This window comes from Marisediminicola senii (assembly GCF_011057645.1).
Lineage (GTDB): Bacteria > Actinomycetota > Actinomycetes > Actinomycetales > Microbacteriaceae > Marisediminicola > Marisediminicola senii.
In genome coordinates, this window is record NZ_JAALGE010000025.1 from 11,610 (window position 1) to 34,472 (window position 22,863).

22 protein-coding genes are annotated in these 22,863 nt (G+C 63.0%); 19 read left to right on the plus strand and 3 right to left on the minus strand.

Annotated features, from left to right (window positions below; all coding sequences use genetic code 11):
- Positions 1–11: 11 nt before the first annotated feature.
- The 10 genes from G5S38_RS09270 to G5S38_RS09310 all read left to right on the plus strand — a co-directional run bounded on the left by G5S38_RS09270 (position 12) and on the right by G5S38_RS09310 (position 9,855).
- Positions 12–257 carry a heavy-metal-associated domain-containing protein gene (locus G5S38_RS09270; protein ID WP_165067681.1) on the plus strand — a complete coding sequence of 82 codons (246 nt, stop codon included), beginning with the start codon at positions 12–14 and terminating at the stop codon, positions 255–257.
- The gene (locus G5S38_RS09275) at positions 257–2,560 is read left to right on the plus strand and encodes a heavy metal translocating P-type ATPase (protein ID WP_165067683.1); all 2,304 of its coding nucleotides are present in this window, start codon (positions 257–259) and stop codon (positions 2,558–2,560) included. Before G5S38_RS09270 ends, G5S38_RS09275 begins: the two co-directional genes overlap by 1 nt.
- 131 nt (positions 2,561–2,691) lie before the next feature.
- A complete protein-coding gene (locus G5S38_RS15940; RefSeq protein ID WP_407943839.1) occupies positions 2,692–3,093 on the plus strand; it encodes a DUF6153 family protein in 402 nt (133 codons plus the stop codon).
- A gap of 86 nt (positions 3,094–3,179) precedes the next feature.
- Entirely contained in the window at positions 3,180–3,779 is a 600-nt protein-coding gene (locus G5S38_RS09280; RefSeq protein ID WP_165067685.1) for a DUF305 domain-containing protein, read from the plus strand.
- Positions 3,780–3,894: 115 nt separating this feature from the next.
- Positions 3,895–4,764, plus strand: coding sequence for a M23 family metallopeptidase (locus G5S38_RS09285; protein ID WP_165067687.1), 870 nt, complete (start codon positions 3,895–3,897; stop codon positions 4,762–4,764).
- A gap of 68 nt (positions 4,765–4,832) precedes the next feature.
- Complete coding sequence (locus G5S38_RS09290; protein WP_165067689.1) at positions 4,833–5,717, plus strand: WD40/YVTN/BNR-like repeat-containing protein; 885 nt, start codon at positions 4,833–4,835, stop codon at positions 5,715–5,717.
- Between the two features lie 103 nt (positions 5,718–5,820).
- Positions 5,821–7,125, plus strand: a complete 1,305-nt coding sequence (locus G5S38_RS09295; protein ID WP_235928987.1) for a M23 family metallopeptidase — start codon at positions 5,821–5,823, stop codon at positions 7,123–7,125.
- A 209-nt stretch (positions 7,126–7,334) separates the two neighbouring features.
- A complete protein-coding gene (locus tag G5S38_RS09300; RefSeq protein WP_165067691.1) occupies positions 7,335–8,615 on the plus strand; it encodes an MFS transporter in 1,281 nt (426 codons plus the stop codon).
- Positions 8,616–8,655: 40 nt separating this feature from the next.
- The gene (locus G5S38_RS09305) at positions 8,656–8,952 is read left to right on the plus strand and encodes an ArsR/SmtB family transcription factor (protein ID WP_201276640.1); all 297 of its coding nucleotides are present in this window, start codon (positions 8,656–8,658) and stop codon (positions 8,950–8,952) included.
- Between the two features lie 327 nt (positions 8,953–9,279).
- Positions 9,280–9,855, plus strand: a complete 576-nt coding sequence (locus G5S38_RS09310) for a recombinase family protein (protein WP_165067695.1) — start codon at positions 9,280–9,282, stop codon at positions 9,853–9,855.
- Between the two features lie 58 nt (positions 9,856–9,913).
- Here the strand turns inward: G5S38_RS09310 and G5S38_RS09315 are convergent, their stop codons facing one another.
- Entirely contained in the window at positions 9,914–10,384 is a 471-nt protein-coding gene (locus G5S38_RS09315) for a hypothetical protein (protein WP_165067697.1), read from the minus strand.
- Between the two features lie 178 nt (positions 10,385–10,562).
- Here G5S38_RS09315 and istA point away from each other — a divergent pair, with 178 nt between their 5' ends.
- From istA to G5S38_RS09345, 6 genes are all read left to right on the plus strand, one after another.
- On the plus strand, positions 10,563–12,227 hold the full coding sequence (istA, locus tag G5S38_RS09320) for an IS21 family transposase (RefSeq protein WP_165067699.1): 1,665 nt from the start codon (positions 10,563–10,565) through the stop codon (positions 12,225–12,227).
- The gene (istB, locus tag G5S38_RS09325; protein WP_165067702.1) at positions 12,224–13,033 is read left to right on the plus strand and encodes an IS21-like element helper ATPase IstB; all 810 of its coding nucleotides are present in this window, start codon (positions 12,224–12,226) and stop codon (positions 13,031–13,033) included. Before istA ends, istB begins: the two co-directional genes overlap by 4 nt.
- Before the next feature lie 161 nt (positions 13,034–13,194).
- Complete coding sequence (locus G5S38_RS09330; protein ID WP_165067704.1) at positions 13,195–14,160, plus strand: DUF2599 domain-containing protein; 966 nt, start codon at positions 13,195–13,197, stop codon at positions 14,158–14,160.
- Positions 14,161–14,577: 417 nt separating this feature from the next.
- Positions 14,578–14,823 carry a hypothetical protein gene (locus G5S38_RS09335; protein ID WP_165067707.1) on the plus strand — a complete coding sequence of 82 codons (246 nt, stop codon included), beginning with the start codon at positions 14,578–14,580 and terminating at the stop codon, positions 14,821–14,823.
- A gap of 133 nt (positions 14,824–14,956) precedes the next feature.
- The gene (locus G5S38_RS09340; protein WP_165067709.1) at positions 14,957–15,478 is read left to right on the plus strand and encodes a prepilin peptidase; all 522 of its coding nucleotides are present in this window, start codon (positions 14,957–14,959) and stop codon (positions 15,476–15,478) included.
- Positions 15,479–15,627: 149 nt separating this feature from the next.
- The gene (locus tag G5S38_RS09345) at positions 15,628–16,662 is read left to right on the plus strand and encodes a LacI family DNA-binding transcriptional regulator (protein ID WP_165067711.1); all 1,035 of its coding nucleotides are present in this window, start codon (positions 15,628–15,630) and stop codon (positions 16,660–16,662) included.
- 11 nt (positions 16,663–16,673) lie between these two features.
- On the opposite strand, the gene G5S38_RS09350 is transcribed toward G5S38_RS09345, so the two are convergent.
- Together G5S38_RS09350 and G5S38_RS09355 are read right to left on the minus strand one after the other, a co-directional pair.
- On the minus strand, positions 16,674–17,882 hold the full coding sequence (locus G5S38_RS09350) for a family 1 glycosylhydrolase (RefSeq protein WP_235928988.1): 1,209 nt from the start codon (positions 17,880–17,882) through the stop codon (positions 16,674–16,676).
- Between the two features lie 75 nt (positions 17,883–17,957).
- The gene (locus G5S38_RS09355; RefSeq protein WP_165067716.1) at positions 17,958–19,214 is read right to left on the minus strand and encodes an extracellular solute-binding protein; all 1,257 of its coding nucleotides are present in this window, start codon (positions 19,212–19,214) and stop codon (positions 17,958–17,960) included.
- 238 nt (positions 19,215–19,452) lie between these two features.
- Between G5S38_RS09355 and G5S38_RS09360 the strand changes: the two genes are divergently transcribed.
- The 3 genes from G5S38_RS09360 (at position 19,453) to arfA (ending at position 22,856) form a co-directional block, all read left to right on the plus strand.
- Entirely contained in the window at positions 19,453–20,403 is a 951-nt protein-coding gene (locus G5S38_RS09360; RefSeq protein ID WP_165067718.1) for a carbohydrate ABC transporter permease, read from the plus strand.
- The gene (locus G5S38_RS09365; protein WP_165067721.1) at positions 20,403–21,257 is read left to right on the plus strand and encodes a carbohydrate ABC transporter permease; all 855 of its coding nucleotides are present in this window, start codon (positions 20,403–20,405) and stop codon (positions 21,255–21,257) included. The genes G5S38_RS09360 and G5S38_RS09365 overlap by 1 nt, the downstream gene beginning before the upstream one ends.
- Positions 21,258–21,329: 72 nt before the next feature.
- The gene (gene arfA, locus G5S38_RS09370) at positions 21,330–22,856 is read left to right on the plus strand and encodes an arabinosylfuranosidase ArfA (protein WP_165067724.1); all 1,527 of its coding nucleotides are present in this window, start codon (positions 21,330–21,332) and stop codon (positions 22,854–22,856) included.
- The last annotated feature ends 7 nt before the right edge of the window (positions 22,857–22,863 follow it).

The window sequence follows — 22,863 nt, forward strand, 5'->3', positions numbered from 1 at the left end:
AGGACACCGCCATGAGCACGAACACCCCCGACACCTCCGCTTCGGCCAGCTACCTCGTCGACGGGATGACCTGCGGCCACTGCGTGGCCAGCGTCACCGAGGAGGTCGCCGAGATCGACGGCGTGCAGGGCGTCAGCGTCGACCTCAACGTCGGCGGGAGCTCCACGGTCACGGTCGTCAGCGCACAGCCCATCGCCGCAGAGCTGATCGACGCCGCCATCACCGAGGCCGGATACCAGCTCGCACCCAGCCGCTGATGAGCACCACCGACATCTCGCTCGACATCGGGGGGATGACCTGCGCGTCGTGTGCGACGCGCATCGAGCGCAAGCTGAACCGTCTCGACGGCGTCACGGCCACGGTCAATTACGCCACCGAGAAGGCCCGCATCCAGGCCAGCGATGTCGACACCGCCGTTCTCATCGGCGCCATCGAGTCTGCCGGCTACACCGCCGCGACCCCCGCACCGCCCGTCTCCGACGGTGCCGCCGCGCCCGCCGAGACCGGTGATCGCGAGACCGATGAGCTGCGTCGCCGGCTGTGGATCTCGGTCGCGCTCACGGTGCCCGTCGTGCTGCTGTCGATGATCCCCGCGCTGCAGTTCGCCAACTGGCAGTGGCTCACGCTGACCCTTGCCGCCCCCGTGGTGGTGTGGGGCGCGTGGCCGTTCCACCGGGCGGCATTCGTCAATGCCCGCCACGGCGCCGCGACCATGGACACGCTGATCAGCATCGGGGTGCTCGCCGCATTCGGCTGGTCGCTGTACGCGCTGTTCTTCGGCATGGCCGGCATGCCCGGCATGCACATGTCGTTCAGCCTCGTCGGCGGAGGAGGCACCGGGGACATCTACCTCGAGGTCGCCGCCGCCGTCACCGTCTTCATCCTCCTCGGCCGGTACATCGAGGCGAGGGCGAAGCGCCAGTCGGGTGCCGCACTGAAGGCGCTGCTCGAGCTCGGCGCCAAGGACGCGGCCCTGCTCGTAGGCGGGGCGGAGTCGCTCGTGCCCGTGTCGCGCCTCGTTCCCGGCGACACCATCGTCGTGCGGCCCGGCGAGAAGATCGCCACCGACGGCCTCATCGTCGACGGGGCATCGGCCGTCGACCTCAGCATGATCACCGGCGAATCCGTGCCCGTCGAGGTCACGGTCGGCGACCGCGTGATCGGTGCGACGGTCAATGCCGGCGGCCGGCTGGTCGTCGAGGTCACCCGCGTCGGGGCCGACACCGAACTCGCCCGCATGGGCCGACTGGTCGAGGAGGCGCAGAGCGGAAAGGCCGAGGCGCAGCGACTGGCCGACCGCGTCTCGGCGGTCTTCGTTCCCGTCGTCATCGCGCTCGCCGTGATCGCCTTCGCCGGTTGGCTCGTGGCGGGCGGAACGGTCGAAGCGGCTTTCACCGCCGCGGTCGCGACCCTGATCATCGCGTGCCCGTGCGCGCTGGGGCTGGCGACCCCGACCGCGCTGCTGGTCGGGACCGGCCGTGGCTCGCAGCTCGGGATCCTCATCCGCGGACCGCAGGTGCTCGAGCAGACGCGCACGGTGAACACCATCGTGCTCGACAAGACCGGCACCATCACCTCGGGGCGCATGGCGGTGCTCTCTGCGGTGGCGTTCGCCGACGCATCCATCGATGACGTCATCTCGGTGGCGGCCATCGCCGAGCACGGGTCTGAGCACCCGGTCGGGCGCGCCATCGTCGCGGACGGTGACCGCCGCGGCCTCGTGACCCGTGGAGCGGAGGGCTTTCAGTCCACGCCGGGCCAGGGTGTGCGCGCTGTCGTCGACGGGCGCCTCGTGGTGGTCGGGCGCGCGGGCTGGCTCGCCGGGGAATGGTCGATCGAGCTCGACGCGGAGGCCGCGGCATCCATTGCCACCGACGAGGCCGCCGGGCGTACCGTCGTCGCGATCGGGTGGGACGGCGTACTGCGCGGCCTGATCACGGTCGGCGACACGGTCAAGGAGTCCAGCGCCGCTGCGATCGCGAGATTCCGGGCACTGGGGCTCCACCCGGTGCTGCTGACCGGAGACAACGCGGGTACCGCCGCGGCGATCGGCGCCGTGGTGGGCATCGACGACGTGCACGCGGGCGTCACCCCCGAGGGCAAGCTCGAGCTGATCCGCACCCTGCAGGCCGACGGTCGCGTGGTCGCGATGGTCGGCGACGGCGTGAACGACTCCGCCGCCCTCGCCGCAGCCGACCTCGGCATCGCCATGGGCACCGGAACCGACGCCGCGATGGCCGCAAGCGACATCACCGTCGTCAGCGGCGACCTGCTCGCGGTCGCCGACGCCATGCGTCTCGCCAGGCGCACCCTCGGCATCATCAAGGGCAACCTGTTCTGGGCCTTCGCCTACAACGTCGCGGCCATACCGCTCGCGATGCTCGGGCTGCTCAACCCGCTGCTCGCCGGGGCCGCCATGGCGTTCTCGTCGGTATTCGTCGTCACCAACAGCCTGCGGCTGCGACGATTCAGGGCCGATCGTGGCAGCGCAGCAATTGAACGCGGATCTTCGTCAAGGCGATTAATGCTGGACCCTAGCGCCGGCCTCGGCCCCGACTGAAACAGAGTCAAAAAAGGGGCGTGCGTTACTGTGATGAGTTGTTGGTCCGGATAGGAAGGGTTGAGATGCGTTCTGACACACTCCGCACCCTCCGGTTCGGGTCGGACAGCGCCCGGCGCGTTCTCGTTCTGATGTTGGCCGTCACCGGGATTCTCCTCGGACTTCTTGCAATGCACGCTGTAGACCTCAAACCCTCAACCGGTTCGCCCGCTGGTCACTCCCACAGCGCTGCCGATACGCCCCACGCGCAATCGGAGGCCTCCGTTGCCTCCGGTGTCAGTGCCGAATCTGTGCCCGCACCGGCGCAGGACGGCAGCGACTGCACCGGTGGTATGTGTGCCGCCGATTGCCTTGCCTTGGGGATGGCGTGCGCGATGGCGCTTCTGACCGTTGCGCTGTTCCGCAGGCGTCGGGCATCAGGCGGTTGGATACTGCAGCTGGCCCACCTTGTCGACTTCGCACGCATCATTCCTCGGCGCACGATAGGCATCGAACCGCCCTCTCTCACCGTCTTGTCCATCAGTAGAACCTAAAAAAGAGCCCGGTCCATTCACGGACGAGCTATACCCGACGCGCCGCGCTCGGGCTCCTTTTATGACCTCTACTGATTGGTACAACAATGACTATCCGCCGCACCTCTTTCGCAATCGCCAGCGTCCTTGCCGCGTCGCTCACTCTCGCCGCATGCACCCCGACCAGCAGCGAAAGCGCAACATCTGAGGACTCGTCCTCGGAAAGCTCAGCAGGCTTCAACGACCAAGACGTGATGTTCGCCCAGATGATGGTTCCCCATCACGAACAAGCCGTCGAGATGTCCGACATGATCCTCGCGAAAGACGACGTCGACCCGGAAGTCCTCGACCTCGCCCAGCAGATCAAGGACGCCCAGGGTCCAGAGATCGAGCAGATGAACGGCTGGCTCGAAGAGTGGGACGCGTCCAGTGACATGGGCGGTATGGACGACATGGGTGGGATGGACCACAGCATGGACGGGATGATGTCGGACGACGAGATGGAAGCCCTGGAAGGGTCCTCCGCCGAAAGCGCCAGCCGCTTGTTCCTTGAGCAGATGACCGAACACCACGAGGGTGCCATCGACATGGCCCAGACCGAGCTTGACGACGGTGAATACCCCGACGCTCTCGAACTGGCGCAGGACATTGTCGACACCCAGCAGGCAGAGATCGACCAGATGCAGGAGCTCCTCTCCGGGCTGTAACAGCTCGAAGACTGACTCACTCCGATGAATGGGGGTCGCTGCGCCACCGCTACAGCGCGCAGCGACCCCTCCGCACCGTCAACTCTCTGCGCTCTCCGGCGTCATCAAGGAAACAATGCTCCCCAACCCTGACCTGCCCATCGAAAAACCACAAAAGCACACGCAGCTCCATCGCCGCGACATCATCCGTGAAGAACGGGCGGCGCCACGCACAGCTGTCGCAAGCACGGATCATGCGTTGTCGCGGCGCCGCGCCCGCACCATCCCGGGACCAGTTCGCGGAACGGCCGCCGCGGTCGCGGTCGCACTACTGGCCTTCCCCTCTCTTGTCCCGCCGCAGGCGTACGTTCCCGACCCGGTCACCGCACGGACTGTTGAGATCCAACCGTTGAATACGCAAACAATGTCAGTACAGGCGACGCAGTCCGCTGCGATCAACCGGGACGGCTACACCGTCACCGCCAAACCCCAACCAATCGCCGTCGCCGCGGCCCCAAACCCCGCATCGGAGGTGGGGTACAGCAGCACTGCAGCGACGTTCGTCAATGATCCAGCCTCGGCGGTGCAGTGGCCTTTCACCCAGGGTGTCCCCATCAGTAGCGGTTTCGGGCCGCGAAATGTCCCCGGCTGCGGGTTCTGCTCCACCAACCACAAGGGACTCGACCTGAACCCCGGTTCCGGGACTCCCATCCAGGCAATAGCTGATGGCGTCGTGGTGGATCTCGGTAATCCCAGCGGCCCGTACGGGGTATTCGTGGTCATCGAGCATGTGGTCGACGGGCAGAAAGTGAACAGTATGTATGCGCACATGCTCCTCGGCTCCCTCACACTGTCAATCGGTCAGACCGTCACTGTCGGACAGTCCATCGGCGCCGTCGGAAGCACCGGAAACAGCACGGGTGCGCATCTCCACTTCGAGATCCTCCTCGGCGGAACCCTCCCGGTCGACCCGTTCGCATGGCTCACAACACAGGTCGGCTCATGAACAGCAAACCCGTGCGCGACACCGGTGCCCATTCCCGCACACACGAGAGAGTTACACACCGTCTCGTCGTGTCCATCGCCGCCGCCGCCGCTGTAGGGGCGGCGATCAGCGGGTGTTCACTGGTGGCGGGCGTACCGGAAACGGAACCACCCCAATTCGCCGAGTCTTCCATCGGTCATATCCACGGACTGGGCATCAGCGACAGCGGCGATTTATTCGTGGCAACCCACACGGGCGTCTACCGTCTCCCCAGTGGTACCCGCGGGGGTTTCGACGCATTGGAGGGTCCGATCGCGAACAACGCGCAAGACACCATGGGTTTCACCATGGTGGATGGCACCATGTTCGGTTCCGGCCACCCTGACCCCACCGGTACACAATCGCACCTTCCCTCCCTCGGCTTGATCACAAGCACCGACGAAGCCCAAACGTGGGAGGCCGTGTCTCTCACCGGCGAGGCTGACTTTCACGACATCGCAGCGGTGCAGAACAGCACCGGCGGTCATGACGTGTATGCATACGACGCGACAGCGGGATCAGTGCAAACCAGCCGTGACAGCGGTAAATCGTGGGCCCAAGGCGCAACCATCTCCGCACGAGACCTCACGTTCGACACCGCCAGCTCCACCCTGTACGCAACCACCGAGGACGGCGTAGCAACCAGCACGGACGGAGGAACCACCTTCGTCAGCGCCGAGGGTCCAGCGCTCTATCTTGCCGAGGCGCTCAACGACGGAAGCGGTCGTCTTGTCGGCACCGACGTTTCCGGCGCCGTGTGGCTGAAGTCCCCGGAAGGCACCTGGCAGGAAACCGGGAAGACTTCTGGACAGGTAGCAGCCCTTGCGGTCCGCGGCGGAGCGCAACCTCTCCTCGTCACAGCTGATGCGCGCGGGGTAAGCACCAGCGAAGACTTCGGCGCCACCTGGCAAACCCTCGTGACGAGGACCCCATGACCGAGCCCCTGGAAAGTAAGTGCGGTCGAGCCCACCGACCCAATACCGATCGGCGCGCCAATCCTGCGCAGCACCTCCTACAACTGAGCCCGAGAGGCCTGTAATGACCAACTCGGTCGACTCCAGGCCCAGGGCCATAGGCAAACGACGACGCGTCCTACTGACCGTGGCGGCCGTGGTGGCTCTGCTCGCGACCGTGATCGTCGGCCCACTCGCGCCCGCGCATGCCGAGCCCGACAATCCCACCTGGGCTGATGTGGAAGCTGCTCGAGGCAACGAAGAAGCTACCCGCGTCGAGATCGAGCGCATCACCAGTCTGCTGGCCGCCTTGTCGACCAGCGTCGATGAAGCCTCTGCGCTGGCTGAGCGTCGAGGAACAGAATTCCAACTAGCCCAAGACGAGCTCGATAGCGCCACAGGCAAAACTGCGGCGCTCCAAGAGGAGGCCGCTGAAGCCGAAGATGAGGCCGCGGAGGTGAAGCAAGACGCCGGACAGCAAGCGGCAATGATGGCTCGCGCAACAAACGAGACAACCCTTGAGGTGTTCTTCGCCGGAGACCGCGACAACGACCTCCTCGACCGCCTCAGCACCGCAACAAAACTGGCGGAGCGCAACGAATCACTCTTCACCCGGGCGACAATCGCCACACAGACAGCTGGCGCTCTTGGCGATCAAGCCAGCGTCGCAGAGGAAGAACTCACTCGACTCACTACCGCATCTCAGCAGGCCCTGACAGAAGCTGCAGAGGCCCAGACCGTAGCCGAAGCAGCTTTACAGGAACAGCAGACTCGCGACGCGCAACTGCAAGCGCAGCTCGCGACACTTCGTGACACCCGCATCACCGTGGAGCAGGGATATGCCCTAGAAGAGCAGAAACAAGCTGCATTTGCGGCTGCAGCCGCCGCGAAAGCCGCGTCAGCCGCCCCCTCCGCATCAGCTGCAAGTGGTGCATCAGCAAGCAGTACTGCCGCCCCAAGCAGGAGCGGTTCTGTATCCGCGCAAGGATGGACCAACCCCATCGTGTCTTTCGGCAGCTACCAGGGGTACGGCAACCGCCTCCACCCCGTATACAAACAATGGCGACTACACGCAGGCGATGACTACGGAAGCAGCTGCGGCACACCCCTCTTCGCCGTCGCCGCCGGCACCGTGATCGCCTCAGGACCAGCCGGAGGGTACGGCAACCAAAGCGTCATCGACCACGGCGACGGCATCACCAGCAGCTACTCCCACATGTACGCCAACGGACTTCTCGTACGCACCGGCACCCAAGTCGCCGCTGGCCAACACATCGCGGCCGTCGGCAACGCCGGCGTATCAACCGGATGCCACTTGCACTTCGAGATCCGACGCGGGGGCGTGGCCATCTCTCCCGCGCCATTCCTTCAGTCCAAGGGCGTGGGTTAGCACCCGTCTGCCGCGCCCGACGCCCACAGAAATGCGGGCCTCACTGGTCGCGGGCCGAGTAAGCGCCGCAATTGCCCGAAAGCGTCTCGCATTTGCTAGTAGTAGCTGCCCGCAAGCCGGTCGGCATACCGCCGTTTTGCGGTGCATGTTCGTGATGCGTATGCTCATAAGTGCACACTGATGAACATATGCACGGGAAGACGATATACATGTTGACGGTTTTACGGAACGGTACCTATCGCCGGTTGTTCGGGGCCCAGGTGGTGGCGTTATTGGGTACGGGGTTGCTGACGATCGCGCTGGGCCTGCTCGCTTTCGATCTAGCCGGCAGCAATGCTGGCGCCGTGTTGGGCACCGCCCTGCTGATCAAGATGCTGGCCTATGTGGGCTTCGCGCCTGTCATCAATGCTGTGGTGGCGAGGTTGCCGAAGAAACCGGTGCTGATCGCTGCGGACCTGGTGCGTGCCGCGATGGCACTGTGCTTGCCGTTCATCACGGAGACCTGGCAGATCTACCTAGTGGTGTTCTTGCTGCAGTCAGCATCGGCAACCTTCACGCCGGCGTTCCAGTCGCTGATTCCCTCGGTACTCGAAGACAAGCGGGACTACACCCGGGCCCTTTCCCTGTCCCGCCTGGCATATGACATGGAAGCGCTCGTCAGCCCCGCGGCAGCGGTGCTCCTGCTGAGTGTGACCACCTACAACAACCTGTTCCTCGGCACCGTCTTCGGGTTCCTGTTCTCCGCCCTGATGGTCGCGGTGACCGTCCTGCCGAAGCTCCAGGCGACGGGCGGGCCGGCCACATCCCTGTGGCAGCGAACCACTCTGGGTTCGCGTATCTTCTGGCGCACTCCGCGGCTACGATCCCTGCTGGCCCTGAACGTGGTGGTCGCTGCCCCCACCGCGATGGTGCTGGTCAACACGGTCGTATACGTCCGTGACGTGCTGGGCCGCCCCGAGACCGACCTGGCGCTGGCCCTTGCCAGCTTCGGCATCGGGTCGATGCTGGTGGCGCTGTGCGCGCCCCGGGTTCTTGATCGCTTCGGTGACCGCCTCGTGATGCTCACCGGCGCGGCCCTGGTTCCAGTTGCACTGGCCGCAGTCGCCGGCGTCATCGCTTTCGCCCAACCGGACTCCGGGTGGTGGTGGCTGCTGGGACTGTGGTTCATCCTCGGCGCGGGCAACTCGACCATCCAGACTCCCTCGGCTCGCCTGCTCAGGGACGCCTCCACCGAGGAGAGCCGCCCGTACGTGTTCACGGCGCAGTTCTCGCTCTCCCACGCCTGCTACATCATCGCCTACCCGCTTGCCGGATGGGTGGGTGCGACCGCCGGCCTCGGCTGGGCTGCGCTGACACTGACGATCGTTGCGATACTGGGGAGCGCAGGAGCTTTCCTGTCCTGGCCCCGGAGCGAAACGGGGACAGACCCGTCCGTCACCGAGGAGCAGGCCGTTGAGAAGCCAACCGATCGATCCTCAGCGCGCCGCTGATGAACCCTCCCTCGTCCACGCGGTCGCTCCTGGACCGGAGTTGCTCGAAACAGCCGCCGGAACCCTGCGGATGCTCGCCGAACCCACCCGGCTGCACCTGCTCTGGCAGCTCGCCCAGGGCCCCAAGAGCGTCACGGACCTCACCACCGCCGCCGACGTCCCCCGTACCGTCGTCAGCCAGCACCTGGCCAAACTGCGTCTGAGCGGACTGGTAGATACACGTAAGAACGGCCGGCATGTCATTTACTCACTCCATGACGGACACCTCGTCAGACTCATCCAGGAAACCATCAACCACGCAGACCACCGGGTTACCGGCGAACCCGTCCACACATAAGCACTGACCCTTCAACAACATCTGCACGCTCACCCCCGCCCTCATCGACGCCGCACGCGAAGCACCACTTATCGGCCATTAACCGCTGACGGTAAACGGCCCAATACCGTTGCGGCTCACAGACATCGCCGCTGTCGCTGCATTCGGACCATCTGCTGTCCAAACAAAGGATCCCTTGACCGGACAGACCCAAGCTCCCGCGAAGAAGTCTGAGCCCGCCGTCCTCACGGCACTCACTCCACTCGCAAGTTGTCTCAACAATGTGTCGCACGTCGACTATTCTCAACAAGACGAGATAGGGCCTTTGATGAGTGCAGGAGCGTCGACATGGGAAGCATCGGATACGCCAGGGTCAGCACCCTAGACCAGAACGCAGACCTTCAGCACGCGGCGCTCACAGCAGCAGGGTGCAGTCGGATCTTTACCGACCATGGCGTGAGCGGAACGACCGCCAGCCGGCCCGAGCTCGACAGGCTCCTCGACCACCTGCGAAGCGGTGACGAGGTGGTGGTGTGGCAGCTCGACCGGCTTGGACGCAACACCCGCAACCTGCTCACCCTCATCGACGACCTAGAGAGCCGGGATGTGCACTTTCGAAGCGTCACCGAAGGCATTAGCACCACAGGCCCTATGGGCAGAGCCATGCTCACCGAGATGTCAGCGTTCGCGCAGCTCGAGCGCGACCAGCTCGCCGAGCGCACCAAGGCAGGAATGGCGGCCGCCGCAGAGCATGGGCGGAAAGCGGGCCGACGTGAAGTCACTACCGATGACGCTGACGTCAAACGTGCGCAGGAGCTGAAAGCTCAGGGGCTCGCACCTGCTGACATCGGGAAGGTTATCGGGGCCAGCCGCGCAACGGTGTATCGCTACCTCAGCTTGCAGCCGACGGCCGTCGCACCCTGACGATTAGAGCAGCAGCAGCGCGCGGAACGCAGCCACAGAGAGCTGCCGAAAGGAGAAATCACGCCGCCGGCAGGCCATCATGCTCGAAGTAGGTGGCCGGGGTTATCCCGTGACGCCTCAAGAATTCCCGCACCTGCGTCCGTCCGTCTGCAATGTGACCATTGACTTCGCAGAGGGTCAGATGCCCGATATGCCACCCTTCAAGCCGACCCTGAATGTCATTCAAAGTTTCAAGCAGAGTTTCTTCATGGGGAGACTGGTGGGAGTCCAGAATGTAGCCAAGGTAATGATGAGAGAGATGTTCAGCACCGGCGCGAGTGGTTAGCTTCGCTAGCTCCACCCGGATTCGGTGGTCACCAGTTCCAAGTCTTCTCGACACAGGATCTGAGTATTCCGCTATGGCGGAGACGATGCCTTCGATGATGTCTGCTCGAGCCTCCTCAGCTTCCTTACCTTCTCGTCGAAGCCGCTCCTCCTCACGTTCGCGACGTTCTTGCCTCCGCTCCAAATCGTGAGAACGGATCTGCATCCTCGCAACGCCGTATGTCGTTAACGCCCCCATGAGTGTGACAGGTTGATCTAGTACCACTGTGACGGCTTCATTCGGACCCAGCCGGTGACTCGCCGGGTCGGTGCGACGGTTTGCCTGGAGCCCACTTCAGCGTTGTTCTCATCCGGTGCTGATGCCGGCGGTGGGAGGCGCAGGGATGAGGGCTCGTATGGAACTGTTCGCACAGATCAGACGCGATGCGAGGGTCGACGGGCTCTCAATTCGGGAGCTCGCGCGTCGCCATCAGGTGGGCCGCGGAACGGTGCGGACCGCGCTGGCCACCGCCGAACCACCGCCACGGAAGACACCGGTCCGAGCATCTCCGAGGTTGGACGCGTTCAAGTCGACGATCGACGCGATGCTGCTTGAGGATGTCGAGGCTCCGAGAAAGCAGCGCCACACTGCACGCCGTGTCCTCGCCCGCCTGGCGGAGGAGCACGGCGCCACCGAGTTGTCGTATTCGACCGTCCGCGACTATGTCCGCCTGCGCCGACCGCAGCTGGACGCGGACCGCCGGCAAGAGGTGTTCATCCCGCAGGAGCACGCACCGGGTGCGGAGGCGGAGGTCGATTTCGGGGAGGTGTGGGTGATCCTCGCTGGGGTGAAGACGAAGTGTCACCTCTTCGCGTTCCGGCTCTCGAACTCGGGCAAAGCCGTGCACCGCGTTTACCCGACGCAGGGGCAGGAGGCATTTCTCGAGGGCCACATCGATGCGTTCAACACGATCGGCGGTATTCCGACCAGACACATCCGCTACGACAATCTGACCGCCGCGGTCACGACGGTGCTCTACGGGACGAACAGGCGACGGACAGAGAACGAACGGTGGCTACTGTTCCGCTCGCATTACGGGTTCGACGCGTTCTACTGCCAGCCCGGCATTAAGGGTGCGCATGAGAAGGGCGGCATCGAGGGAGACGTCGGCAGGTTCCGCCGGACCCATTTGTCCCCAATGCCGGTCGTGGAGACCCTGGCGGACCTGAACGAGAAGATCCGGGAATGGGATGAAGCGGATGACATCAGGCGGATCGGCTCGCGGCTGAGATCGGTGGCGGCGGACTTCACTGCCGAACGATCACTGCTGAGGCCGTTGCCTGCTGAGAGCTTTGATCCCGGCCTGACGGTGCATCCACGGGTCGACCGGTCTGCTCTGATCACCGTCCGGATGGCGAGATATTCGGTGCCGGCACGGTTCATCGGACGCCAGGTTCGAGTGTCTCTTCGCGCATCGGAGCTGGTCGTCTTCGACGGACGCACCCCCATCGCAAGGCATCCTCGGATCGTCGCCCGCGGCGGCGAGTCAATGAATCTGGATCACTACCTTGAAGTGCTGAAAATGAAGCCCGGGGCGTTGCCGGGTTCGACAGCCCTCGCGCACGCCCGCTCCACCGGCGCGTTCACCTCAGCGCATGAAGCATTCTGGGCCTCGACACGGAAGAGTAACGGCGACGCGGCCGGAACCCGCGAGCTGATCGACGTGCTGTTGTTACACCGTTCGATGGCTGTTGATGATGTCATTGCTGGGTTGGTCGCAGCTCTGCGGGTCGGCGCCGTGACAGCGGATGTCGTCGCTGTCGAGGCTCGGCGGCATGCCGCCGCCGGTGGGTCCGGATCAGACCGTCATCGTGTCGATCAGGCTCCGGTCGTCGAGCACCGTGTTGTCAGTCTCACCCAGCGCCGGCTCACCGATCCCGCCGCGGTGATCGCCGGACTCCCTGCCGATACACGACCGGCGCCGTCGGTTGCCGGCTACGACGAGCTGCTCACTCTCCGCCGTTCCTCGATCGATTCATCGACGCTGAAGAAGGAAACTGCTTCATGACCACCACTAGCCCACCGCCACCGTTCCGGCGTCGGCGAGGGATGACCGAGGAAGCTGCGATCGCTGCGATCGACGGGGCCTGCCGCCGACTGCGGCTCCCAACGATCCGCGCCCTGGTTGCCGATGCAGTCGCGATCGCTCAGAAAGAGCAGCTGTCCTATAACGGGATCATCGCCGAACTGCTCCTCGCGGAGTGCGACGACCGCGACCGACGCTCCTCCGTCCGCCGGGTCAAAGCCGCCGGATTCCCGAGAGACAAATGGCTCGGAGATTTCGATTACGACGCAAACCCAAACATCAACCCTGCAACCATCAACACCCTCGCCACCGGGGATTGGGTCCGGAAAGGACAACCCCTCTGCCTGATCGGTGACTCCGGGACCGGGAAGTCTCACCTCCTCATCGGCCTCGGCACAGCCGCGGCCGAGAAAGGATTCCGGGTGAGATACACCCTCGCCACTCGGCTGGTCAACGAACTCGTCGAAGCCGCCGACGACAAGACACTTGCTCGAACGATCGCCCGCTACGGACGGGTAGATCTCCTGATGATCGACGAGCTCGGCTACATGGAACTTGACCGCCGCGGCGCCGAGCTCCTCTTCCAAGTCCTCACCGAACGCGAGGAGAAGAACTCCGTCGCGATCGCATCTAACGAATCGTTCTCCGGCTGGACCAAGACCTTCACCGACCCCAGACTCTGCGCCGCGATCGTTGACCGACTCACCTTCGGCGGCAACATCATCGAAACCGGCACCGACTCCTACCGCCTCGCCCACACCCGTCAGCGAATGAGGACAACGGAATAGCGATCGTCACTGTCTGACACCTTTCTTGTCTGTGTCCCCCTAAACGCCGACTTCACTTATCTCGATGAAACGCTAGTTTCAGTCATATAGAGCGTCTGCATCGGTGCAGGCGCGGCTCACGAATGGAACCGATCATGCGAAATAGGTTTCGGCCCGGCTCTATGAAACGTCAGTTGATGCTGACGACGGCGATAGCCAGCGCTTCCGTGCTGCTGGTCAGCATGGCGGCACCAGCAGCGACCGCTGCCTCTGCTGATCCGGTCCTTGCAGCGTTGAAGTCCATACCGGCTTCAGCGGGGCTCTTCACTGGCAACCTCGGGATAAGTTCCACCAGCAAGCCATCAGGCCGGCTTCCCCTCGCGTCGATCCCTGAGGATCCCTCTTTAGGACTGCGAGTTGTGTCCGCGACGGGAAGCAAGCTCACTGTAGGCCTACCCCGAGCGGATGAAGCAGGAGACGCCACGGAGTTGCAGCCCGGAATCGTTGCTTACGACAACGGAGACGGCTCTCACACGGTTCCCATCGCGAAAATTGATGGTTCGGTTCAGGTCGCAACTGTCCTCGAATCGTCCGACGCACCGGATCGCTACTCTTACGACGTCGGCGGAGCAGCGACGTTGCAAGCAGACGGCGACATCATCGTCGTGCGTGATGATCAGGGACAGTTCGCAGGGGCGATTGCACCGGCATGGGCAATGGACGCCGCCGGAACGGCAGTTCCCACCCACTACGAGGCGAGTGGCTCAACCGTCACGCAGGTCGTTGACCACGCCAACGGCTCATACACCTATCCCATCGTCGCAGACCCGTGGCTCGGCCAGGATCTGTTCAACAAGATGACGACGTCGTCGGATAGGGGTCAACCTCGCTACCTGGTGTTCCGCAGTGGCTGGGGAGCGGCAATGAGCACGAGCACCAGCGCCGTTCCAGTGTTCCTTGGCCCTGGATGGGACGAGGCCAAGAATAAGTGGCCGGTTCTTCTCTCGAAAACAAGCCTGCACGAGCAATACGACTGCCACTCCATCTACGCTCTTCTCAAGCCCGACTCCTGGAACCTCGAGAAATGGCGACCGAATAAGAGCGACTGGGGCGCCAGTGCCCTCGCCCACCAATGTAATTGGGGCTAAGTAATCATGAAGAGATCAACGCGAAAAATGCTCCTCACGAGTGACATCGCCGCTGTCACTCTCGGAGCGATGTTGGTAGCGGCCATGGGCGTCGTGTGGTTTATGCGCGGCATCGAAGTCGATGCCGCCGGAACTACCGGGTATGCAACCGCCCTAGAAAACTCCCTCTTCTATGGCGGGCTCGCTCTCCTCCTTGCTGGCGTGATAACGGCTTTAATCCTCATGCGAAAGAGGCGAGGCCGGACGACCTGATTAAACCGAAGAGACTGCCCCCTCGGCTTCGAGTGGGGCAGTTTTCTTTGCTCAAGCACACAGCAAAACCCGCTCGGCCTAGAGGACACCCGAAGCGGGTAGCGGGCAAGATCGCTCCGTCGGAGCCCCCTTCCTTCGATGTGGGTGAGTCCGAAACAAGCCGTCATGGTGGTACCGAATCGAGTTGATATAACCAGCCTCGCCTCGATCGTGGGGGAGAAGGTCGACCCCGCCAGCGAAATCCCCGTTCGCGATCGACTCCGCGCCGAAGCACTCGCGAACGACGTCGACGGCGTCGAGCGCGTCATCGCCCGCTTGGATCTCCACCTCGCCGAGCTGGACGAGGAAGAGCCCGAGGAAGAGACCCAGCAGCTCATCGACGAACTCCGTAGCCAGCGGATCGCGAGCTAGACCAGAATGACCACGACCGACAAGCCCATGACGGCGCACAACGAACACCCCCCCAGCTCCCAGCCGCACCGAGCTATCCGTCACGCCCATCGATCGGGAGCGCCCTCCAGCTCTCACTCACTGGGCCACCCCCGTGCTCGCAGCAGTCACCCTCGCAGTCGGAGGGACCCTCGCGATCACCCGAAACGGGTCGGAGACGATCTTCCTCGTCGCTGCCGCATACATCGCCCTGGTGGGTGCCTGGCTCGCGATCATCGACCTCCGCACTCACAGACTCCCCGACCGCATCGTTTTCCCCTCGTACGGCGTCCTGGCGGCTCTCTTGGCGTTTCATGTGCTGTCAGGGTCAGATGTCGCCGCCCTGGGGCGCGCAGCAATCACAGCGGCGCTCACGGGCTTCCTCTACGCCGTGATGAACCGCTGGGGCAGCATGGGCTTGGGCGACGTGAAGCTCGGCATCCTGCTCGGCCTCATCCTCGGCTGGGCTGGCTGGGGTGCAGCGATCGCCGGCCCCGTCCTCGGCTTCCTCCTAGCCTTCGTCGTCGCGATCGTCCTACTCATCGCCGGGAAGGGGCGCAACACCCACATCGCTTTCGGCCCGTACCTCATCGGTGGGGCGCTCATAGCGATCGCTCAGCACCTCGGGAACCGTTGATGTCTACCGACGCTGTTTTCGATCCGCCTCGGGACCGGCTCCACACAGCTTGCTCTCAAGAGGCTGAGAAGACTCAACCGCAGACGGCGACTCCTCGTCCCAACTATTGTTAAAAGTCTCAAGCGAACATCTTCGTAGCAGGGAGCATTTTGTCAGCCACACTTCATGACGTTGCGCGCCTGGCTGGTGTATCGACTAAGACCGTGTCCAATGTCGTCAACGATTATCGGTATGTGAAGCCTGGAACGCGTGAGCGAGTGCAGCTCGCCATCGACGAGCTCGGCTACCGGCCCAACATCACCGCACGAAATCTACGGTCGGGGCGTACCGGGGTGATTGGATTGCTGCTCCCGGAGCTGAGCTTGAGCTATTTTGCGGAGCTCGCGGACGATGTCATTGCGGAGGCCGAAAGGCACGGACTTTTCGTGCTGCTCGAGAAGTCGGGCGGTGACCGCAATCGTGAGCTTGCAGTACTTTCCAGCCCACGGATGCAGTTGACTGACGGCCTTATCTTCAGCCCTCTCGGAATGAGTCAGGAGGACGCCCACCTGCTCCCTCTGGATTATCCCCTTGTACTTCTCGGGGAGCGGATCTTCGGCAGTCAGGTTGACCACGTCACGATGCGCAATGTCGAAGCTGCCCGCGCGGCGACCGAGTTCTTGATCCAGGGTGGACGCAGGCGAATCGCGGTCATTGGTGCCCATCTCGAAGAGGTGGTCGGGTCTGCAGCTCTTCGCTTGCAGGGGTACCGCCAGGCGCTTGAAACAGCGGGAATTCCCTTCGACCCCGCCCTGGTCAGTTACACAACGCTTTGGCACCGGTCCAACGGTGCAGAGTCGATGCGAGCCTTGATCGCCAGCGGAGTCGAGTTTGACGCGGTCTTCGGCCTAAACGATGCGCTGACACTCGGCGCGATGCGCGCGCTCCAGGAGAAGGGCGCCCGGGTGCCAGAAATTGCCGTAATTGGCTTCGACGACATTGAGGAATCCCAGTACGCCATGCCTAGCCTCTCGTCGGTGGACGCTGGCCGAGGCCAAATCGCCGCTATCGCCGTTGATCTGCTCATCCGTCGAATCGATGAAGAGAGTGGAAGCCGGGCCGATCCGCAGGAGATCTTGGTCGACTTCAAAGTCGTCGCGCGGGAGTCGACTAGCGACGTCTCCGCAACTGCCCGGCGGATTTAGCGTCGGGCCAGCTAGCTGGCGGGCTGCCGAGCGATCACCGCGTGACGCAAGAAGTTATCTGCAACCGGAGTTTTCACGCGCTGTAGAACTCCCGCGTCATCTTCCTCGAGTGACCAGAGTCCCATCTTGAGTAGGTAGTCCATCGGACGTCCGGTGCCCGGGCGGTAGGACCACTCCATCATGTCGGTGATGCACCACCATGTGTAACCGAGCACATTGACTCCCGAACTCCGGAGTTCGTGCACAGCTGCAAGAGACCGGTTCATCCAGTCAATCCGTTGCTCTTCCGTACCCGTATAGCTCGTTTCGGTGAGGAAAACCGGCTTCTTATAGCGCTCGGCGAAGGAGGTGAGAACGTCCTTCATCCCGTCGGTGCCTGCGTCGAACCGAGGGCGAAGGTCCGTTGGCCCGCCGCTGTGAGTGACACCGTTCTCGAAGATCTCGGTCGAGTGCTGCGGGTAGTAATTGACGCCGACAACATCTGGTTGCGCCGTATTCGTCCGTGCCCACTCCAGGTCGTTATCGGAAAAACCGTGGCGCTCGAGGTAGGGGACGAGCGCATGGTCCTGCCCCACGAGACCCATGACCAGGTCTTGCACCAAGTAGTTGCGGTGCTTCAGGTGCTCGTGCGTCTCACGGTGGGCGTCGAAGTCGCCGGCGAACCGGAATGATGCTTCCACGTGCATGAAGTCGGCATGAGCATCCGTCTCCTCGATGGCAGTCTGGGCTGTGACGATGCCGCGAGACACACCACGAAGCACGTCGACGAAGCCGCGGTCGCCGGTGCGGTACGGGGGCCATTGCCCGAACTCCCCGCAGTACATGATGTTGAGCAGGGGCTCGTTCAGCGGCGTGTAGTGCTTGATGCGCCCCCGGTATCGATCAGCCACCGCCGCAGCGTATTCGGCAACTCGCTGCGGATAGTCCGGATTGACGAACTCGTCCTTCACCCAGAGCGGCGTGCCATAGTGCACAAGGTCAGCAACGAGGTCGAGCTGTAGGTCATCGAACGTGTCGATGACACGGTCGAGCCAGTCCCAATCCCACTTCCCCTGTTCGGGGTTGATGCGGTACCAAGGGATACCCCACCTGACCATCTCGCTGCCGACTTCGGCGCAGTACGTAAGGTCCTCTTTCCAGAACCGGTAGTGCTGCATGAGGTCGTATTCGTCCAGCGCCCGCTCTCCTGGCCGGGTTTGTGGGATGAAAGTGTCCTCCACCCCTATAGCGAAACGGAGGACACTTTCATCGAACCACTTCATTTGTGCTGACTTCTCCAGTCGGTAGTCGATAGATCAGGAATCGAGGGCAGCGGTCATCTCGTCTTGCGCGGCGGCGAGAAGCTCTGCGGGGTCTCCGCCGGCAAGGGCTTTCTGCGTGGCAGTGTCGAGAGCGGTCAGCACATCGGTGGTCGCAATCACTCCGGGCAGGAGGGCGACGCCGTCAGGCGACTGTTCGGTGAGGGCGGCGACGACCGGGTTCTCAGCAACCTCGTCCGGGGTGACGTCCGAGGTGAGCGGCGGCCATCCGGAGGCGAGGGACCAGGTGACCATGTTGTCGTTCTGGTAGAACCAGGTGAAGAAGGTTTCCGCTGCGGCTTTCTCTTCCTCAGTGGCCTGTGTGGTGACGCTCATATCGACCGCCAGGGCGGATGCTTTCACCCCAGCGGGACCTGCGGGAAGCGCAGCGATGCCGTAATCGATCCCGGCTTCCTTCGAGACGGTGGCCATCCACGGACCGCCGAGGGTCATGGCGACTTTGCCGGCGCTGAAGAGACCGTCGGCGTCGGCGCCGGAAATGCCTGTCGGCGAGAAAGCGCCGGACTGCATCGCGTCAGCCCAGTACGAAAGAGTCGCGACGTTCTCCTCGGAGTCGATCACGACGTCGCCGTCACCGGTGACAACATCGCCGCCGCCGCTCTTAAACAGGGAAGGCCACACACCGTTTCCGACAGTGACGTTGTCCTGCAGCGCCAACCCGTACTGCTCAGGGGTGCCATCACCGTTGTCGTCAACGGTGAGCGTCTTCGCAGCTGCGACCCACTCGTCCCACGTGGTCGGCACGGCAACACCCGCTGCGTCGAACATCGCCTTGTTGTAAAACATCGTCAACGGGGTGAAGCTCAGCGGCACCCCGAAGCGCTCCCCATCGACGGCCCCGGTCTCGACAGCCTGCTCGTTGAGTGTCGATGAGCCGCTATCGGCGCTGTCATACCAGCTATCGAGTGGCTGCAATGCCCCCTTCGACGCGAAGACAGGAATGTTCTCCGGCGGCAGCGCCACAAGCTCTGGGCCGTTCCCCGAGCTCAGCGCCGGGAGCGCCGTGTCAAGCAGGGTCGCCCACGGCTTGACAGAGGGCGTGATCTCGATCTCATCCTGCGATGCGTTGAACTCGCCGACGAGGTCGTTCAGAACGTCACCGTCTGCCTCGCTGTAGCCATGCCAGAAGGCCAATTCGACCTTTCCGCCGGCCTCGGGGCTGGCCGACGAACATCCGGACACTGCGAGCACGGCGCAGAATGCGACCGTCGCTCCGATTGCTGCTTTCTTCATGGTTCGGGACCTTCCACTTTCGACTGCTCTGTCGCGGGGAGGACAAGACGTCCTCGTCATCGCTTTAGTACAACGTTGTAAGAACTACGAATTATATGGTCTGTGGCGAGCTCTAAATTGTCAAGACGACGCCGAGCAATGTGACCGAGCCGGGATGACCCCGGTTTGACTAGTCCGTGCTGTCTTCCATATCTTTCTCTTACAACGTTGTAAGAAATTGAACGAGCGGACAGTAGCGATGACCTCCACGACCCTGCGGGATCGCCGCACTTACCGACCAGCCCCACAGCTCGGAGGACGGGGACCATTACGCGGGCAAGCGAAACGTCGGCTCACCATCCTCGGCTTCCTTCTGCCGGCCCTCACCATCCTGGGACTCTTCGTCTTCTGGCCGATGCTGTCCGCGCTGCGCCTCTCATTCACCGACGCGAGCGGGTTCGGGCTCGAGCAATACGTCGGCTTCGAGAACTACCTGAACGTTTTCACCGACCCACAGATCGTCCGAGCGATGGGCAACACCGTGCTCTACTCGGTGATGTTCACACCAGTCGCCGTCGGCGTCGCATTGGCATTAGCGACGGCCCTGAACAGTCCGAAGCTGCCGTTCCGCGGAGTGTTGCGCACCTGGCTGTTTCTCCCATTCATCGTCTCCCTCGCCGTCGCCGCATTCGCCTGGCAGTACCTCCTCGACCCTCAAGTCGGGCTTCTCAACTACTGGCTGCAGGGCTTCGGGATCAGACTCGGCAACGTCCTACAGGACCCAGTGCTCGCCATGCCCACCGTGGTGCTGGTGGCCGTGTGGAAGAACTTCTCCTTCTACATGATCGTCTTCCTCGCGGGCCTGCAAGACGTTCCCGCGAGCCTGTACGAAGCGGCAAGTATGGACGGGGCCGGGCCGTGGTCCCGATTCAAGAACGTGACGCTCCCGCTGATTAGCAACACCACCGGCTTCGTTCTCATCATCGCGACAATCGCCGCCCTCCAAGCATTCGACCAGATCTACGTGCTGACCAGTGGTGGTCCGTACCAGAGCACACAGACGGTAGTGATGCAGATCTACCAGTCCGGCTTCCAAGACCTCGAGCTCGGATTCGCCTCAGCCCTGTCCTACATACTCCTCATCGCAACCCTGATCCTCAGTCTCATCCAGTTCTTCTTCACCGGCCGCGGCGAAAAGCAGGCCAGCTGATGACTCTCGTCAACGCCCGCCGTCGCCGATCAAGCCGCGATGCACTCATCCGCTGGGTCTTCTTCGCAGGAATGCTCGTCATCGCCTTACTGGTGCTGCTTCCGATTCTGATCATCCTGTTCACGGCCTTCAAGCCGGTGGCTGAAGTCAATGCATTTCCGCCATCCCTGGTGCCCAGCCAATGGACGCTCGACAACTTCACCCGCATCTTCACCGAGTTACCCTTCGCCCGGCTGATCGTGAACAGCTTCGTCTTCGCCGGCGGTGTAACGCTGTGCGCTCTCGTCTTCGACTCGCTGGCCGCCTACGTGCTCGCCCGCGTCGACTTCAAGGGCAACCGCGTCCTGCTGCTGATCATCGTCGCAAGCCTGATGATTCCCTTCCAGGCGACCCTCATCCCCATCTACCAACTAGTGGCGGATTTCGGGTGGATCAACACCTTCTGGGGTCTCATCATCCCGAGGGCAGCTGACGCGTTCGGCATCTTCTTCCTCCGTCAGTTCTTCCTCTCGCTACCCCGCGACCTCGACAACGCGGCGCGGATCGATGGCGCCTCCGAGGTGCGGATCTTCCGCAGCATTGTGCTGCCGAACGCTATCCCAGCGCTCATCACACTGGGCATCTACACGTTCGTGAACAACTGGAACGACCTACTTTGGCCACTCGTATTCACCACGGAGCAAGAGATGGGCACCATCACCTCCGGGCTGACGCTCCTGACCGGCCCCAGCGGGATCATCCCCTACGGCGTGATGATGGCCGGCTCCCTGATCGCGGTCGTCCCCCTGGCGATCATGTTCCTTCTCGTGCAGCGGCGATTCATCGAAAGCGTCGCCAGCACCGGGCTCAAATAGAAGCCACCATCCACCGGTGAATAGCACGCTCGCGGTACGCGACCCAGCACAGATGACCCACGAAAGGCGCACATGGCCACCGCACGACTGACCTTCGACACCGCAAACCCCATCGGGAAGATCAACCGCCGACTGTTCGGCTCCTTCATTGAGCACCTCGGGCGCGCCGTCTACGACGGCATCTACGAACCGACACATCCAACTGCCGACGCCCGCGGCTTCCGTACAGACGTCCAGGAGCTTGTGCGGGAGCTCGGAGTGAGCGCCATCCGCTATCCCGGCGGCAACTTCGTATCCGGGTTCCAATGGGAGGACAGCGTCGGCCCTCAGGCTGAACGACCGGCGCGACTCGATCTCGCCTGGCATTCCACGGAATCGAATGAGGTCGGGTTGCACGAGTTCTCGGACTGGCTCGAGACGACCGGCAACGAGCTGATGCTCGCAGTGAACCTCGGCACCCGAGGCACTCTCGAAGCATTACAACTGCTCGAATACACGAACCTGACCACGGGAACCGCGCTTGCCAAAAAGCGGGCCGAGAACGGGCGCACTTCACCCTTCAACGTGCGCATGTGGTGTCTCGGCAACGAAATGGACGGGCCATGGCAGCTTGGACACCGCTCCGCAGACGACTACGGCAAGCTCGCCTCCCAGACCGCTAAAGCGATGCGAGCATTCGACCCGTCGCTCGAACTGGTGGTGTGCGGATCATCGAGCCGACACATGCCCACCTTCGGCGAGTGGGAACGCGTCGTACTGACTCACGCCTATGACGACGTCGATTACATCTCTTGCCACGCCTACTACGAGGAAAGAAACGGCGACCTCGGCAGCTTCCTAGCCTCAGCAGTCGACATGGACGCGTTCATCGAGCAGGTCGTCTCCACCATCGACCACGTCAAAGCAGTCAAAGGCAGCAACCACACCGTCAACATCTCCTTCGACGAATGGAACGTCTGGTACAACGACCGATTCGAGCAGGTGGACAAAATCACCGGCGCGGATAACTGGCCGACCGCACCACGGCTACTCGAAGACACCTACACCGTGGCCGATGCGGTCGTCGTCGGTAACCTGCTCATCTCCCTTCTCAGAAGAGCGGACCGTGTCACGAGCGCCTCACTCGCTCAGCTCGTGAACGTCATCGCCCCCATCATGACCGAGCCCGGCGGGATCGCCTGGCGCCAAACAACCTTCTTCCCGTTCGCGCTGACCTCAGCCCTCGCAAAGGGTGACGTCGTACAGACCCAGCTGCAGTGCGACGACTACGCCACGAAGACCTACGGGACCGTGCCTGTTCTCGACGCGGTCACCACCCATGACAAGGAGTCAGGGCAAACCACAATCTTCGTCGTCAACCGATCCGTGTCCGGCCCCGTACAAATGAATTTCGACACAGTTTCGCTCGGGCAAGTTTCGGAGGCAACGGCGCAAACCCTCTCCGATGACGATGCCTACGCCAGCAACACCATGGCCGACCCGTACCGAGTGGGTATGGCATCGAACGGGTCGCTCACGTTCAACGGGGAGCAAATCAACATCGAACTCCCGCCCGTTTCATGGACCGTCATCACTCTGACGGTCGCGCCAAACGCGTAAGCGACTC